The organism is Streptomyces sp. NBC_00873 (assembly GCF_045207415.1).
Lineage (GTDB): Bacteria > Actinomycetota > Actinomycetes > Streptomycetales > Streptomycetaceae > Streptomyces.
Window position 1 is genome coordinate 5,988,592 of the sequence record NZ_CP108803.1, and the last position, 14,683, is coordinate 6,003,274.

General features: G+C 68.4%; 14 protein-coding genes and 2 pseudogenes. 7 read left to right on the forward strand and 9 right to left on the reverse strand.

The window, feature by feature from the left end; translation table 11 throughout:
- Window positions 1–75: 75 nt before the first annotated feature.
- Together OH809_RS27665 and OH809_RS27670 are read right to left on the reverse strand one after the other, a co-directional pair.
- The gene (locus OH809_RS27665) at window positions 76–1,110 is read right to left on the reverse strand and encodes an ABC transporter substrate-binding protein (protein ID WP_406419693.1); all 1,035 of its coding nucleotides are present in this window, start codon (window positions 1,108–1,110) and stop codon (window positions 76–78) included.
- Window positions 1,111–2,276: 1,166 nt separating this feature from the next.
- Window positions 2,277–2,579: a hypothetical protein gene (locus OH809_RS27670; protein WP_406419691.1), complete on the reverse strand. Its 303-nt coding sequence runs from the start codon at window positions 2,577–2,579 to the stop codon at window positions 2,277–2,279.
- Window positions 2,580–2,762: 183 nt separating this feature from the next.
- On the opposite strand from OH809_RS27670, the gene cysS reads away from it, so the two are divergent.
- The 3 genes from cysS to OH809_RS27685 are packed head-to-tail and all read left to right on the forward strand — an operon-like array spanning window position 2,763 to window position 5,932.
- The gene (gene cysS, locus OH809_RS27675) at window positions 2,763–4,139 is read left to right on the forward strand and encodes a cysteine--tRNA ligase (RefSeq protein WP_406419689.1); all 1,377 of its coding nucleotides are present in this window, start codon (window positions 2,763–2,765) and stop codon (window positions 4,137–4,139) included.
- Window positions 4,136–4,705, forward strand: coding sequence for a 2OG-Fe(II) oxygenase (locus tag OH809_RS27680; RefSeq protein WP_406419687.1), 570 nt, complete (start codon window positions 4,136–4,138; stop codon window positions 4,703–4,705). The genes cysS and OH809_RS27680 overlap by 4 nt, the downstream gene beginning before the upstream one ends.
- A gap of 54 nt (window positions 4,706–4,759) precedes the next feature.
- Window positions 4,760–5,932 (forward strand): serine hydrolase domain-containing protein, encoded by a 1,173-nt coding sequence (locus tag OH809_RS27685; protein WP_406419685.1) that lies wholly within the window; start codon window positions 4,760–4,762, stop codon window positions 5,930–5,932.
- Between the two features lie 387 nt (window positions 5,933–6,319).
- On the opposite strand, the gene OH809_RS27690 is transcribed toward OH809_RS27685, so the two are convergent.
- The 3 genes and pseudogenes from OH809_RS27690 to OH809_RS27700 form a co-directional block, all read right to left on the reverse strand.
- Window positions 6,320–7,192, reverse strand: a complete 873-nt coding sequence (locus OH809_RS27690; RefSeq protein WP_406419683.1) for a GNAT family N-acetyltransferase — start codon at window positions 7,190–7,192, stop codon at window positions 6,320–6,322.
- Window positions 7,193–7,280: 88 nt separating this feature from the next.
- Window positions 7,281–7,445 (reverse strand): hypothetical protein, encoded by a 165-nt coding sequence (locus OH809_RS27695; protein ID WP_406419681.1) that lies wholly within the window; start codon window positions 7,443–7,445, stop codon window positions 7,281–7,283.
- Window positions 7,442–7,738: pseudogene (locus OH809_RS27700) on the reverse strand (radical SAM protein); the annotation flags it as partial. The pseudogene OH809_RS27700 and the gene OH809_RS27695, both read right to left, overlap by 4 nt.
- A gap of 536 nt (window positions 7,739–8,274) precedes the next feature.
- On the opposite strand from OH809_RS27700, the gene OH809_RS27705 reads away from it, so the two are divergent.
- The 3 genes from OH809_RS27705 to OH809_RS27715 all read left to right on the forward strand — a co-directional run bounded on the left by OH809_RS27705 (window position 8,275) and on the right by OH809_RS27715 (window position 10,608).
- Window positions 8,275–9,528, forward strand: a complete 1,254-nt coding sequence (locus OH809_RS27705) for a helix-turn-helix transcriptional regulator (protein WP_406515765.1) — start codon at window positions 8,275–8,277, stop codon at window positions 9,526–9,528.
- A gap of 14 nt (window positions 9,529–9,542) precedes the next feature.
- Window positions 9,543–9,908: a hypothetical protein gene (locus OH809_RS27710; RefSeq protein WP_406419677.1), complete on the forward strand. Its 366-nt coding sequence runs from the start codon at window positions 9,543–9,545 to the stop codon at window positions 9,906–9,908.
- Window positions 9,909–10,074: 166 nt separating this feature from the next.
- A complete protein-coding gene (locus tag OH809_RS27715) occupies window positions 10,075–10,608 on the forward strand; it encodes a hypothetical protein (RefSeq protein ID WP_406419675.1) in 534 nt (177 codons plus the stop codon).
- Between the two features lie 59 nt (window positions 10,609–10,667).
- Here OH809_RS27715 and OH809_RS27720 read toward each other — a convergent pair whose 3' ends face one another.
- Window positions 10,668–12,323, reverse strand: a complete 1,656-nt coding sequence (locus OH809_RS27720) for an ISL3 family transposase (protein WP_406419673.1) — start codon at window positions 12,321–12,323, stop codon at window positions 10,668–10,670.
- Window positions 12,324–12,460: 137 nt separating this feature from the next.
- On the opposite strand from OH809_RS27720, the gene OH809_RS27725 reads away from it, so the two are divergent.
- The gene (locus tag OH809_RS27725; RefSeq protein ID WP_406419671.1) at window positions 12,461–12,985 is read left to right on the forward strand and encodes a hypothetical protein; all 525 of its coding nucleotides are present in this window, start codon (window positions 12,461–12,463) and stop codon (window positions 12,983–12,985) included.
- Here OH809_RS27725 and OH809_RS27730 read toward each other — a convergent pair.
- The 3 genes and pseudogenes from OH809_RS27730 to OH809_RS27740 form a co-directional block, all read right to left on the reverse strand.
- Entirely contained in the window at window positions 12,982–13,239 is a 258-nt protein-coding gene (locus OH809_RS27730; protein WP_406424941.1) for an ATP-binding protein, read from the reverse strand. The genes OH809_RS27725 and OH809_RS27730 overlap by 4 nt on opposite strands.
- A gap of 12 nt (window positions 13,240–13,251) precedes the next feature.
- Window positions 13,252–13,425: pseudogene (locus tag OH809_RS27735) on the reverse strand (GNAT family N-acetyltransferase); the annotation flags it as partial.
- Between the two features lie 94 nt (window positions 13,426–13,519).
- Window positions 13,520–14,680 carry an acyl-CoA dehydrogenase family protein gene (locus OH809_RS27740; RefSeq protein WP_406419669.1) on the reverse strand — a complete coding sequence of 387 codons (1,161 nt, stop codon included), beginning with the start codon at window positions 14,678–14,680 and terminating at the stop codon, window positions 13,520–13,522.
- Between the last annotated feature and the right edge of the window lie 3 nt (window positions 14,681–14,683).

Genomic DNA, 14,683 nt, shown 5'->3' on the forward strand with positions numbered 1-14,683 from the left:
CCGGCCGGGGGACAACCGGGGCCCGGCCGGGGGACAACCGGGGCCGGGCCGGAGGTGGGGATGCCTGGCGCTCGGTCAGCTGACCTTCTTCGCGTCCTCGATGGCCTTCGCGAGGTCCTCCAGGATCGGCGCGCACTTGTCGTAGGAGTAGATCGGCTCGGTGGTGCGCGGGATGACCTGACCGGCCTTGACGGCGGGCAGCTGCGCCCAGGTCGGCTTGGACGTCAGGGCGTCGGGCTGCAGGGCCGAGGTGCGGTTGTCCATCATGATGATGTCGGCGTCGTACTTGTCGACGTTTTCCCAGCTCAGCTCCTCGAAGAAGCCCGCGGCGTTGACCTTCGGCTCGACGAACTTCACCCCCAGCTCCTGGAAGTACAGGGTGTCCGCTGACATCTTGGCGAGCGAGACGTAGAAGAGGTCCTGGCTGGCCGAGCCGATCATGACCTTGACTTTCGGCTGGGACTTGGCGGCGGCGCGCAGCCGGGCCGCGGCCTTCTCGAAGCGGGCCTTGGCGTCGGTCACCGTGGCGGCCTTGACGTCGGCGCCGAGGGAGGCGGCGAGATCCTCGTGGCGCTGGATCGCCTTGGGGATGGTGGTCCGGGCGGCCCAGAGGGCGACGCTCGGGGCCAGCTTCAGGATCTTGTCCCTGGACTGGTCCGGCACGTACCAGAGGGCGTCCTTCTCCCACATGGCGGTCACGAGCAGCTCCGGGCCGAGTGCCGCGTACTTCTCGACGTTGAACTCGCCCCAGACGTTGCCGAGGATCTCGACCTTGCTGATGTCGAGGTCGCCGGCCTGCACATCGGCCTTGCCGTCCTTGGTCTTCGTCGGGCCGAAGACGCCCTTGACCTCGATGCCGTAGTCGTGGAGGGCGGCGGCGACCCCGGTGAAGGCGACGATGTTCTTCGGGACCGTGGCGGCCTTCACGGTCTGGCCGCGGTCGTCCTTGAACGTCCACGGGCCGGACTTCCCGGCACTCGAACCCGAGCCGGAGCTGGAGTCCTTCGAGCCGCTGTCGCCGCACGCTGCGAGTGCGGCGCCGAGACCGACGGCGCCGCCGGCGGCCAGCAGGCCGCGACGGGAGAGGGAGGTGGTCCGGACCTTGGGCATGGGTGTGTCTGCTTTCGTACGCGCCGGTGGGCGCCCGCTGACGAGTTCAAAGGTAGGTTAGCCTAACCTTAGTGACTGTCCGCAGGGTGCCTACCCGACCGGCCGCCGGCGGCCCGGCTTCCCCCATCACGGCCCCTTCCCCTCGATGCGCGGACTCTCCGACTGACGGCAATGATCCGGAGAATCCCCGGTTTCCCCAACCGGGGATCGCCGGCTATGTTTCGCCGCCCGCGATCCCGGGATGCGTATAGAGGTGTCGCGATCGGCCCCCGTGTGACCCTGCATGCATGTGACGTGGACCACGGTTCTCATTTTCCGTGTGCATAGGCCCCGGAACTTCCGGCGCGAGCCGCACGCAATCAGCGAAAGCGGACACCCCCTCGGAACGCGCATTCCCGCACCCCTTTCCAGCGGCCCCGCGCTCGGCTGCGTGCCTGTGGACAACTTCCAGCAGGAACATCAGGCAGCGGGGAGTCTGTGGATAGTTTCCGGCGATCCCGCGAACAGACCGGTGTGAAACAGACGGATCACTAGGAGAGCGGGGCGAAGCGTGACAGAAACAGCCCACCCCCTACCGGCCGAAGCAGCCGAAGGGGTGAGGTGTCCAAAGTTTCTTTACTGGATCAAGGCGGCCCGCTGGCGCGGGCCGCGCGGCGCGGCGGCCCCAGGCCGCCGCTGGCTCCATGTCTCCGCCACCGCCCGCGACGGCCCCCGCCCGCTCGCGCCGCAAAAGCCCGAGAAGCGGGCAGCCAGCCCGTGAAGAACCCCGACAGCTGCCCCACGGCGAGCACGGCCAGCAGGAGCGGGGTGCATGCCAAGTCCGCACCGGTCACCGCGGATTGCCGTTCAACCAGCTGTGGCTGGGGCGGCTGGCCTCCACGGCTTTACCCACCTGTTCGGGCCGGGGCCCGCGTCGGGCAAGTCCAGGGGGCCACTCGTTCAAATTCCGGGCAGGGGCAAAGCCTGCCCGAGTTGCCGGGCCAGCGTACGGCCCCCTGAACATGCCCGAGCCCAACCCGAACAGGACACCGGCCAAAGTCGCTCCGGCCGACCGCGGGGTCAACGCTCGCGCCCATCACCAACCGTCAGGGCAGGGGCGGGACTTGATGCGCTGTGGTCCCGGCGCTGGAGGGCTGCGCCGGGGAGGATGCGTAACAGGAACGCTGTCAGCCGACAGCCGGAAGAGCCCGCAGCCGGTCGCGGAACTCCCGGACGGACGGCACCGTTGCGTGCGGCCCCAGATAGTCGCTGAACTTCGTCAGCCGGACGTACGCCCGGTCGGAGCGGACGCGGCTCTCCAGTAGCTCCAAGCCGACGTTGGCGGCGTCCAAGGCGCCGTCCAGGTCCCTGGCGGCCAACCGCGCCGTGGCGAGGCGGCCGGAGCGCACGGCTCGGTCGCGCGGGACTGCCTGGTCCACTGCCACCGCGAGGGCGTTGGTCGCGCGTTCGGGGAAGCCGGATCGCAGCATGCGATCTCGGCCGTGCGGAAGGTGTACCAGCAGGCCAACCACCAGCTCCTCGGGGAAGAGGCGTCGGTCTTCGCCGACCAGCTGTCCCCGCGATTCATTCCCTTCGGCGAGTGCGGCGGTTCCAGTTAGGCGCTTATGTCCGGGCGTCAGTACGCTGCGTGATCCGCTTACACAGGAGGCAGGATGTCGATCAAGGTCCACAACACGCTGACCGGACGTACGGAGGAGTTCCGCCCCGAGCGGGAGACCCAGGTACGGATGTTCGTGTGCGGGCCGACCGTCTACGGCCCCAGTCACGTCGGGCACGCGAAGACCTACACGCAGTTCGACTTCATTGCCCGGTACCTGGAAGCGAGCGGGTACGAGGTTACCTACCTCCAGAACGTCACCGACGTGGACGACAAGATCATCCGGCGGTCGAAGGAGGAGGGCATTCCGCCGGAGGACATCGCGGCCGAGTTCGAGAAGCAGTACCTGGAGGACATGGCCGCGATGGGGAACACCCGCGTCGACGTCCACGCGCGGGCCCACGACCACATCGACGCGATCGTGGATCAGATCAAGCGGCTCATCGAGCGGGGCCACGCCTACCAGCTCGATGACGGCTGGTACTTCGACCTGGCGTCGTTCCCGGCGTACGGCAAGCTCTCCGGCCGCACCGATCTCCGCCCCGAGGACTCGGTGTCCCGGATCGATGACCACGCCAGGAAGCGCAACCCGGGCGACTTCGCACTGTGGAAGGGCCGCAAGGACGGTGAGCCGTTCTGGGAGACCGAGCTGGGGCCGGGCCGGCCGGGCTGGCACATCGAGGACACCGCGATCACGGAGACGTCCTTCGGGCCCTCCTACGACCTGCACGGCGGCGCCGTCGACCTGATCTTCCCCCACCACGAAGCCGAGGTCGCCCAGATGGAGGCCGCATCCGGCATCGAGCCACTGGCCCGCTACTGGATGCACACCGGCCTGCTGCGGGTCGACGGCGACAAGATGTCGAAGAGCACCGGCAACTTCCTCACCATCCGCGACGCCCTCACCCGGGCGGACGCCCGGACCCTGCGCTACGCGTTCCTCTCCCAGCACTACCGCTCCTCCATGGAGCTGAACGACTCCACGCTGGAGCAGGCCCGAGGGGCCCGGCGCCGGGTCGAGAACTTCGTCCGGACGATCGACCCCGCGCACTCCGACAGTTCGGCGAACACCGTCCGCGCGACCGACACCTGGAAGGAGATGCGCGAGCGCCTGGACGACGACTTCGACACTCCCGGCGCCCTGGCGGTCCTCTTCCAGTTCATCCGCGAGCAGAACCGCGTGGACGAACCGGCCGGGCCGGCCGCCCTGCGGCTGATCGAGGACGTGAACAACCTCTTCGGAAGCTTCGACATCCCCGGCGCCGCCCAGAGTGACGCCGCCGTCGAAGAACTCGTCAAGGAACGCGACCGGCTCCGTGCGGCGAGGAAGTTCGCCGAGGCCGACGCGATCCGCGAACAGCTCACCAAGCAGGGCGTCGTCCTTGAGGACTCGCCCGAAGGCACCCGCTGGTGGAAGGAGACCACCCCGTGACCTGGAAGAGCCGCTTACCGCTCGTCGTAGAGAGCGCCATCCCCCTCAGCCTCTGCGGAGCGCTGATGGACCACGTGAAGAACCAGACCGCCCGCCCGCGCACCTACCAGGGCGTCATCGACGAATCGCTGCGCAAAAGCGAGTACGTCGAGGTCCCGGCGGACCTGGAGGAGGCGGTCATCTCCCACTGCGCCGCCCACGTCCGCGACCACTTCGAGGTCATCCCGAAGCGGATACCCACTCAGCCGGCGGTCGTCTACCACTACGGCCCCGGCGTCGGCTTCGTCGCCCACCACGACGAGGTCACCGACATCGAGCGCGAGCGGGCCCGGACCAACGGACAGCCCGTCGTCGGCGGTGACCTCACCCTCGTGGTCTGGCTCAACACCCCGGACTCCTATGGCGGCGGCGAACTGTTCTTCGAGAATCCCGCCCAGGAGATCAAGCCTCCCTGCGGCACCCTGGTCACCTTCCCCGCCACCCGCGACCACATTCACGGCGTACGGCCGATCACGAGGGGCGAACGCGTCACCCTCGTCGTACGCATCGATGCCGAATGCCTTTGAGTACAGCCCACTTGCACTGCCAGAACGGGCAGCCCAGCTGCCAGGATGAGCGGCATGACAACGATCGACGGTGAGGTAGCGCCCGGGTTCGAACCGGTCCGCGAGGCGTTCATGGCGAACTTCACCCAGCACGGGGACATCGGCGCGGCCGTGTGCGTCTACTGGCACGGCCGGCCGGTGGTCGACCTGTGGGGCGGCCTCGCCGACCCCGAGACCGGTCGTCCGTGGACACGGGACACCCTGCAACTGGTCTACTCGGCAACCAAGGGAGCCACCGCGACCGCGGCGCACATGTTGGTCGAGCGCGGCATGCTCGACCTTGACGCGCCGGTGGCGGAGTATTGGCCGGAGTTCGCGGCGAAGGGCAAGGCGGACATCCCCGTGCGCTGGCTCCTGTCCCACCAGGCCGGCTTGGTCGCCCTGGACGAACCGCTCCCGCTGGCCGAGGCGTTGTCCTGGGATCCCATGACAGCAGCGCTGGCGGCCCAGCGCCCGCTATGGACTCCAGGCACTGCACACGGGTACCACGGGCGAACCTGGGGATGGCTGGTGGGCGAGGTGATCCGCCGAGTCTCCGGCCGCTCGCCAGGCCACTTCTTCGCAGACGAGATCGCGCACCCTCTCGGGCTGGACTTCTTCATCGGCCTGCCGACGAGCGAACGCGACCGAGTCAGCCGCATGGTGTACCAGCCGCCAGCCGTCGACCTCACGACAGTGCCCGCCGAATCGCTTCCCGAGGAACTCCGTGAACAGGTCGCCGCCTGGCGCGACCCGAACTCCTTCAGCAACCGAGCGTTCGCGGTCACCGACCCGGCCGCGATCGACTTCGACTCACCGAAGGTGCAAGCTGCGGAACTTCCGGCATCCAACGGCATCGGCACCGCACGGGCACTCGCGCGCATGTACGCCGCGCTGATCAGCGAGGTTGACGGCGTGCGCCTGCTCGCCCCGGAGACGTTGGCGTCGGCGACGGAGGAGCAGGCCAGCGGGAAAGACCAGGTGCTGGTGATCCCGAGCCGATTCAGCACCGGCTACATGCTGCCCACGGAGGGCAACCTCATGAGCGGCCCGAACGCCTTCGGTCACACCGGCCGTGGCGGCTCACTTGCCTTCGCAGATCCCGAGCGCGGCATCGCCTTCGGCTACACGATGAACCACATCATCAGCGGGTCCGACGATGTACGCGCGTCTCTGCTGGCCGAAGCGGTCCGGAAATCGCTGGCGTAGGCGATCCCTCTCCGAGCCAGACCCAGTGGACCAGGTGTGGACCGCCAGAGGCGGCGATGGGCCCGGAGGGCGGGGAACGAGCAGGTCAGCTGGGTGCGAAAGGCTTCCCGCAGCACCCTCTTGAAAACCGTCGTGGCGCGAGTCACCGTGGGTTCAAATCCCACACCCACCGCAGCAGATCGGCAGGGGCAAAGCCTGCCCGAGTTGCCGGGCCAGCGTACGGCCTCCTGAACATGCCCGACCCCAACCCGAACAGGACACCGGCCAAAGCCGCTCCGGCCGGCCGCGTGGCAATCCGCGCCCGTATGGGCGAACGGTCAGAACGCGGGGGGAAGTTAGCGACAAGCCGCAGAGGGACGGGCCATTGCCGGAGGCGAGATCCGGCGGTTACGCCGGTGTGGTGTGGGTGAAGCCGAGGGACGTCAGTCCTTCTGCCTGGCACAGTCTGTCGGAGGGGCCGCCGACCTCAGTCTGGAGGAGCTGGTAGGCGGCGCCGTGGGACTTGCCCCAGTGCATCGCGGCCCGCCACAGGACACGACCCAGGCCCTGGCCTCGGGCCTCGGGCAGGACAGCGAAGTACTGAGGCATGAGCTGGGGGCGCCCGATGGCGTCGGGCCGTACTTCCATGGGGCCAATCGCTCCCGCGACGCGGTCGTCGACGACAGCGGCAAGGACCGGGCCGCACCGGCCGGTCTGCATCCGGGTATGGAGGAAGGCCAGGCCGTCGGCGGCCATCGCCTTGGCGAAGGGGGCGAAGGTCTCCTGCACGGCGGTCGGCCAGTCGGTGACGGGGCGGACCGGGCCGCCGGGGCCGGGGCCGGGGCAGGGGCCGGCGGTGAAGTCCTTCAGCTGGATGCGGGTGCCGCATGGGGAGCCGGTCTCGGGGCCGAGGGGGTGCACGACCCGGGCGCCAGCCACGTCGTGCGCGGCGGCGAGCTTCGTGGCCAGTTCGGCCGCCTCGCCCAAGACGCTGGCATGGAGACCGTAGGCGAAGACCTTGACGGTGCCGTGTCCGCGCCGGGTCAGGGTGGGAATGAGGGTGTGCTCGGGTTGGTGCACTACGTCCCCGCGGAGGACTTTCTCCTCCTTCTCGCCGCTCCAGCGCTGGTCCTTGTCGTAGGGCAGGAAGCCCCCGGTGTCGGCCGCTCGCAGGGTGTCCTCGAAGAGGTCGGCGGTGAGGGCATCGGGGTGGACGGGCCCGAGGGTCGGCACGATCGGTGCGGTCAGTTGGGGCCGGAGCCAGTCCCAGCGGAAGAACATGAGCGGCACCCTAGCGGTGGGCCGGGCAGGGCTCAGGCCCCGACGCGAGCACGCCGGGGCCTGAACGGAGTCGACCGGATCAGGTCGGTCAGTGGGGGTTGTCGTCACCGGCGTCGCAGGAGCACTCCGCGCTCTCCACGATCACGTCGAGGTCCTGGACGGCGGTGATCGACGCGGTCGCGACGGGCGGAGCCGCGCGGCGGGCCGAGGACGGCGGGCCGGGCAGGATGGTCACCGGTACGGGCGAGGTCATGAGGCGTTCTCCTTGTCTCCGTGCTGGCAGTAGCTGTGCAGTGGCGCCTTCGCCTCCTGGTAGTGCTTGGCCAGGGGGCGGCAGACCCGGCAGGTGCCGGACAGGGCGCAGCCCTCGCACCCACCGGTGCGAAGCATGAGGCGGTCGGCGATGGCGCCGAGCCGGGTGAGGCCGTCGATGCCCTCGGCCATCAGATCGATCTGGTCGTCGCGGCCGACCTTGCAGATCGAGACCTTGGCGTGCGGGTCGGCGTGGAAGAAGGTGTGTCCCGCGTTGCAGCCGGCGAACGGCCGTAGTGCTTATCGCCGTCGTGCGTGGACAACTGGCACTGCACGGCCCTGTCCACGCACTCGGCGGCCGACCTCTCCCGCGCTTCCCGCGCCAGGTCCAACGGCACCCAGCGCCAGTGCGTGCACCGCATCACGGCCCCACCCGAGAGGAGGCTGCGGAGTGCGAGGAGCGGTCCGTGCAACGCGGGCACGTGCACGGCGGAAAGCGGCCGGGGTTGTCGAGGATCACCGGATTCTCCTCTTCCTGTACTTCCGTCACCTGGCCCCAAGTCCGGCCGGAGTCGCGGGAGACCCTGAGCGTCATGAGGACTCGCTGCTCAGCGCCCAGGCCCTGCGTCCGCGCATTACCGTCCGGCTCGCGCGCCAAAGCCTCGTCTCTCGTCGTCATGACCGAACTCCTCTGTGAATCCCGCTGCTCGTCCCGGGCAACATTCAGGAAAGCGCCAGGAGTCGGAGGTCTCCACGGCATCCATGCGGCAGTCTTGACGCAGGTTCGTGCACGGGCACCGAAGGGGCCGAAGCCGCAGGAAGGGGGCGCCATGGGACTGGCGAAACGACGCAGGACCCTGAACTACAATCAGGAGAAATTGGCCCAGTTACTCGGCGTGGACCGCACAACGGTCGGGCGCTGGGAGAGCGGCAGGATCGATCCTCAGCCGCCCCAACGACGAGGCTTGGCTGCTGCCCTGGAAGTCAGCCTCCAGGAGCTGGACGCTCTCCTGACACAGCCACGAGCCGCAGGCCAGGAGATTGCCGGGCACCAGTCCAGTGACCCTCCGAACGCGGGAGACTCCGACGAAATGATCCGCCGCGAATTCCTCCGCATACTGACGGTCAGCGGCGCCTTGACCGTCCTGCCGGTCGATGAGGCAGAGGCCCTCACGGAGGGCGTCCGCCGGGGGATGCCTGCCGACTTCGCACGTATGAACAGCCATCTCTGGCAGGTCTACCAACTGGCTCGTTCCAAGGGTTCCGTCTACCCCGTCATCCGAGACCAGCTGACGACGCTGAACGAGGCCCTGGCGGGTAGCCGCGGAAGCGCCCGCCCACTGCTCAACGCGGCTGCCGACCTCTTCCAGTTGGCCGGCGAGGTGGCGTTCGACCGCAACCGGTACTCCGACGCCGCCGCTTCGTACTCGCTGGCGGCGTCGATCAGTAAGGACGCGAAAGCGTACGACCTGTGGGCGTGCGCACTCGTCCGTCACGCTTACGTGGACATGTCTGAGCAGCGCTACCACCAGGCAGCGCAGATGCTCGGCGTGGCCGAACGACTGGCGGTCCGGGGTGACAACAACCTTTCGACGCGGCATTGGGTGGCTTCGGTCCAGGCCGAGGCGTATGCGGGTCTCGGCGACCTGGAAGCGTGCGAGCGCGCCATGGACCGGGCGGAGACCGTCCGCGAGCTCAGTACCGACAGCGTCAACGGGGGATGGCTCCGATTCGATGGCGCGCGTCTCGCCGAGGCGCGGGGATCGCGATACGTGCAGCTCGGCCGCCTCGACCTGGCGGAGGGCGCACTGAAGAACGCTCTGGAGCAGACGGCCTTGGCGTCCGGGCAGTCCTACCGACGACGCGGAGCAGTGCTTACCGACTTGGCCATCGTCGGCGCGAAGCGGCGTGACGCCGAACAGGTCGTGGCGTACGGCAGAGAGGCCATCAGCTTGGCCCGAGCCTCAGCGTCCGGGTACGTCACCCGTAGACTCCGAGACCTGTGCGACGAGTTCGGTCCCTTGGCCCGCGACCACCGCGTGGCGGAGCTGGGGGCGGAGATCGCCACACTGAGCACGCCGTGACGAGAGGGGTAGGCATGTCGCAGACCGAAGGTGCACGACTGTTCCGGGAAACCTGGATCGCGGGAGTGCACCAGCACTTCCCGGGAGAGCCGAAGGCCGGCTATGTCACCCCGTGGGACGACACCCCGCAGTGGGAGCGTGAAGCCGCCGGATCGGTCTACGCCCAGGTCCAGCAGTTCATCGAGCTCAGCGGTGGCCACGCGTCGAGGCTGTCCCGCGAGCAGAAGAGCCGGTTCGTCGCGACGTGTTGGACCGCCCAGATGTTCAAGCACTTCGAGGACCCGAAGCCTGGGTATGTGGCGGACTGGCCCGACCTGCCGTCCTGGCAGCAGAAGACGGACGCTGACATCTTCGAAGCGATCGAGAAGGCGCTCAACTAACCACTGTGAACGTTCGCGTTATTCGGCTCTGTCGGGGATCTTGTGATGCCGCAGGACCCGGAATATGGGATCACCCACCCCTGAACCGGCCGGGCAGGTCCTTCCATACCGTGGTGACCTCTTATCTTGGTTTCATGGGAGAGGCGAACGCGAGGGGCGGGTCGAGTTGACGCACGAGGATGTCCACGCCGGTGAGCACGGTACCCGCGCGCGATGCCTGCCTGAGCCGTGGATGTGCGATGTCTTCCATCTCGACGGCAGCCTGAGGGACATTCGGGTCCTCGACACGACCCGCGTCGAATGGATCGCGGTCCTCGAACGCCTGAGTGTTGTGGCCGACGAGACCGAGGTGGAGCACCCCTACCCCCGGCTCGATCCCGTGCGTCCCGCCCTCGCTGACCTCTTCCGCGTCTGGGCAGACGAGCCAGAGGGCCGGGGGACGAGTTTCTCCTTCCGGGCCCGCTTCGGCGCGGTGTGGTTCTTCGCCCTGCCCTACAACGAGGAGGAGATCGAGTTCTCCGTCTGGCCCGAGGACGTCCTCGACGGGGCGGGGGTGGCCTCCGTGCTGCGGTTCCTGGTCGAGATCGCGACGGCCAGTCAACGACGGGCCCTGCTGACCGGCGAGACCGTTCAGTATGACCCGGGAATGCCGATGCTGATCTCCCACGACCCTGTTACCGGCCTCACTTCCCACATCTGAAAGGTGTTGTGGCCGTTCGCGTAACTCGGCTCTGACGGGAACCTTGCGATATCGCACGGTCATGGGGCGAGGAGTACGCGTCGGCGTAGGAGGTCGAGGTTGGCTCGCCCGTAGGCCATGCGTTTGAGGAGTTTGACGCGGGTGACGTGGCCCTCGACCTGGCCGGAGCTCCACGGTGTGGAGAGTCCGGCGGTGACGGCGTCGAAGTCTCTTCTTAGGCCGCTGACCAGGGAGTGCAGGGCTGGGAGGTCGTCGGCCAGGACGCGGTCCATCCAGTCGGGGAGTTGGTCTCCTCGGAGGTGATGGAGCATTTCGGCGAAGTCGTGGACGTGCCGTGAGGTGGCGTCGAGGTGGGGGCAGGCCGTACGGATCTCCTTCAGTTCCGCAGCGTCGGCGGCGGCAAGGTGTTGGGGGTTCGTCATGATCCAGCGGACGACGCGGCGGGGCTTGGGGGCCGGCCTGGGCTGCGGCCGGGAGACCGGCTGCTGTTTCCGCCCTGGTTTGCGGGGAGCCCTGAAGGCGCGGAAGTAGCGGCGGAGGCACTGGACGCTCCCGGCGAAACCGCGCTCGCGCAGTTCCCGGTGGAGCTGGGGAATGTCGTGACAGCCCTCCAGCCAGCGGGCGTGCAGGTAGGGCTTGTGTTCGTCCAGTACGGATAGGCGTCCGGTGGCTTTGGCCAGGAGTTCGTCGAGGCTGCCAGCGCGGGCGAAGCGACGGACGGTGGAGTGGTCCAGCCGTAGTGTCCGGCCGATCACCGCCAGGGACTGCCCGTCGGCCAGTAGTGCCTGGACCGCCGCGTATCTCTCTGCCGTGCGGGCCACCAGGCGCCGTGGCCGGCCCATAACGTCGAGCGTGCCGTCCGGCGGGACAAACGGCACGACCGCCGCCTCGGACGGTTCCGGCGTGACCGGATCCATCGCGGTTGCCTCTGCCACGACCGGAGTCTCCGCGAACGCGGCCCGGATGCAACCGTGGTGGGATCCGACCGTTCGCTCCACCGCCTCGGCGATGTTCCGCCACAGATGCCAGGCGTCGGCGACCTGCACCGCCTGCGGGGCACCGGTTCGGGCTCCCTCCGCGTAGGCACCGGCTCGGTCCCGGCAGATCACCTCCACTTCCTGGTGCCGTCGAAGCCAGGCGGCCAGAGGCTCAGCGTCCCGGCCGGGCAGAACATCGACCGGGCGGCGGGCCTCGAGGTCAACCAGGATCGTCGCGTAGGAGTCGCCCTTGCGCAGAGCGAAATCGTCCACTCCCAGAAACCTGACCGCCCCGACCGGCGGCTGCGGAACCGAGCGGAGCAGGTCCAACAGCGCGTCCTTGGCGATGCGGATCCCGAGGGCCGCGGCCAGGCGGGCGCCGGGTCGGCCTGCCAAGCACAGGGCGATCGAGGTGAGCATCGACCGCAATACCGGCGTCTGCCGGGCATGCGGCCTGGTCAGGCCCTCGATCTGCTCGGCGAACGTGACCGCCGGACACCGGCTGCTCAGACACTTGAACCGTCGCACGATCAGCTCGATGACCACTGGGCTCCCCGCGACGGGCGCGTCGCCGAGCCGGCGGACGTACCGGCCGTGCACCCGCCACGACGGCATACCGCATCCCGGGCATCTCACCGGAAACGTCTGAAACCCCGCACGAAGCGTGATAGCCCCGGCCGTTCGCCTGATCGACTCGACAACAACACCGGACAGATGCGGCAACAACCGCCCCAACACCCCTGAACCACACCCCTGGAGACTGCCCAGCTCAACCCTGCGGCATCACAAGATCCCCGACAGAGCCCGTTATTCCCCAGGGGTAAGTTCACGAAATTCCCCAGGCCCTGGCCTTGGGCGGGGTTACGTTGGCCAGCGTGAACTTGCTTGGGTGGAGCTATCGGTATGTTGGACCGCCTGATCTTCGGGCCCTTGTCCGGCCGGAGGCTGAGGGCCGAAGCATCCGCTCGGCAGCGGACTTCGACGACTGGGCTTCTGTTCTGGCAGCGGTGGAGCTGGCCGAGCCTTTCACGTTCGTCATCGACTCAGCTGGTGTGTTGCGGCTCGCGCCGCGCCGGAGTGAGCACGTGGTGTGTGCTGGCGGCGGCCCCGTTCTGGGCGCCGGGGAGATGACCTTCCGCGAGGAGTCCGGGCAGTGGGTGGTCGGTGAGGTGAGTAACCAGTCGACCGGATACTGCCCGGACATCAGTTCGTGGCCGGCCGTCGCTAAGGCTCTGAACGCAGCCGGGATCGAGCACCCTGCCGGCTTCACCCACGAGGTGGTGTTCCGGCGCTGTCCCGCCTGCGGCCAGTTGAACATCGTTCGGGAGGAGGACTTCATCTGCGTCTTCTGCGATGAGGTACTGCCGCGTGAATGGAACGTGGACGGGTCCGGGAGTTAGAGGACCGGGGGTTTGGGAGGCTTGTCGGTGGGGTTCTTGGGTCGCTTGTTCGGGCAGTAGCTGGGGTCGTTCATGATGACCTGATGGCTGGTGCTGACCAGTCGGTCCAGCAGCGACTCGGCGACGCCGGGGTTGGGGAAGAGCGGATACCAGTCACTGGGTGCCCGGTTGCTGGTGACGATCAGGGACCGGCCCTGCCGTTCGCTGACCAGTTCGTAGAGGTAATCGGCCTGGGCCGCGCCGAGCTGGCGCATGGCGAAGTCGCGTTCGGCGGGCGGGCCGTCGGTCCAGGGCACGGTGAACGGCATGCTGTCCGGCGCGTGCACCCCGTCGGCGGCGACGCCTGCCAGGTCGTCGAGCAACTCCAGGTTCGGAAGGCGGAGTTCCAGGCGGGGCGTGCGGATGCGGAGCCCGTACAGGGGCCAGTGCCGGGGGTTTATGAAGAGAATCTGCCGCGACGGATGGTGCACCGTCGAATCAATTACACGGGGGGACGGGGAGCAAGGATCCCCGTCCCGTCGGCCTTCCGCCGGCTCAGGCCGGCAGCCCCAGCTCCCGGGCGATCAGCATCCGCTGCACCTCGCTCGTTCCCTCGCCGATCTCAAGGATCTTGGAGTCGCGCCACATCCGCGCCACCGGGTACTCGTTCATGAAGCCGTAGCCGCCGTGGATCTGGGTCGCCTCGCGGGCGTTGTCCACCGCCACCGTCGACGAGTACAGCTTGGCGAGCGCCGCCTCCTTCTTGAACGGTTCGCCCGCCAGCAGCCTGGATGCCGCGTCCCGCCAGCCGATCCGGGCCATGTGCGCCCGCATCTCCATGTCCGCGATCTTGAACTGTATGGCCTGGTTGGCGCCGATCGGCCGGCCGAAGGCGTGCCGCTCCTTGGCGTACTTCACCGACTCGTCCACACAGCCCTGCGCCAGACCCGTGGACAGCGCCGAGATCGCGATCCGTCCCTCGTCGAGGATCCGCAGGAACTGCGCGTACCCGCGGCCCTCCTCGCCCAGCAGGTTCGCCGCCGGGACCCGGACGTCCGAGAAGGACAGCTCACGAGTGTCCGACGCGTTCCAGCCGACCTTGGAGTACGGAGCGGCGACCGTGAAGCCGGGGGTGCCGGACGGCACGATGATCGACGAGATGAGTGGGGCGCCGTTCTCCTTGCGCCCGGTCACCGCCGTGACCGTGACCAGCGCGGTGATGTCCGTACCGGAGTTGGTGATGAAGCACTTGGAGCCGTTGATCACCCACTCGTCCCCGTCGCGCACGGCCGTCGTCCGGGTGGCGCCCGCGTCCGACCCGCCGTCCGGCTCGGTCAGCCCGAAGGCACCCAGCGCCTCGCCCGAGCAGAGCTTCGGCAGCCACTGCTGCTTCTGCTCCTCCGTGCCGAACCGGTAGACCGGCATGGCACCGAGCGAGACCCCGGCCTCCAGGGTGATCGCCACGGACGAGTCGACGCGGGCCAGCTCCTCCAGGGCGATCCCGAGGGCGAGATAGTCGCCGCCCATGCCGCCGTACTCCTCCGGGAACGGCAGCCCGAACAGGCCCATCCGTCCCATCTCGCGCACGATCTCGTACGGGAACTCGTGGCGCTCGTAGAAGTCGCCGATCTTCGGGGCGACCACGTCGTGCGCGAACTCCTCGACGGTGCGGCGCAGTTCCTCGTGTTCGGCGGTCAGCCGGTGGTCCAGGGACATGGC

Coding starts and splice junctions, on each gene's coding strand:
- OH809_RS27690 (WP_406419683.1), bottom strand. CDS start 7,192: ATGTTCTTCCGCTGGGACTGGCTCCGGCCCCAACTGACCGCACCGATC.
- OH809_RS27730 (WP_406424941.1), bottom strand. CDS start 13,239: ATGCGCCAGCTCGGCGCGGCCCAGGCCGATTACCTCTACGAACTGGTC.
- OH809_RS27740 (WP_406419669.1), bottom strand. CDS start 14,680: ATGTCCCTGGACCACCGGCTGACCGCCGAACACGAGGAACTGCGCCGC.
- OH809_RS27670 (WP_406419691.1), bottom strand. CDS start 2,579: ATGCTGCGATCCGGCTTCCCCGAACGCGCGACCAACGCCCTCGCGGTG.
- cysS (WP_406419689.1), top strand. CDS start 2,763: ATGTCGATCAAGGTCCACAACACGCTGACCGGACGTACGGAGGAGTTC.
- OH809_RS27705 (WP_406515765.1), top strand. CDS start 8,275: ATGGGACTGGCGAAACGACGCAGGACCCTGAACTACAATCAGGAGAAA.
- OH809_RS27665 (WP_406419693.1), bottom strand. CDS start 1,110: ATGCCCAAGGTCCGGACCACCTCCCTCTCCCGTCGCGGCCTGCTGGCC.
- OH809_RS27685 (WP_406419685.1), top strand. CDS start 4,760: ATGACAACGATCGACGGTGAGGTAGCGCCCGGGTTCGAACCGGTCCGC.
- OH809_RS27695 (WP_406419681.1), bottom strand. CDS start 7,445: ATGACCTCGCCCGTACCGGTGACCATCCTGCCCGGCCCGCCGTCCTCG.
- OH809_RS27710 (WP_406419677.1), top strand. CDS start 9,543: ATGTCGCAGACCGAAGGTGCACGACTGTTCCGGGAAACCTGGATCGCG.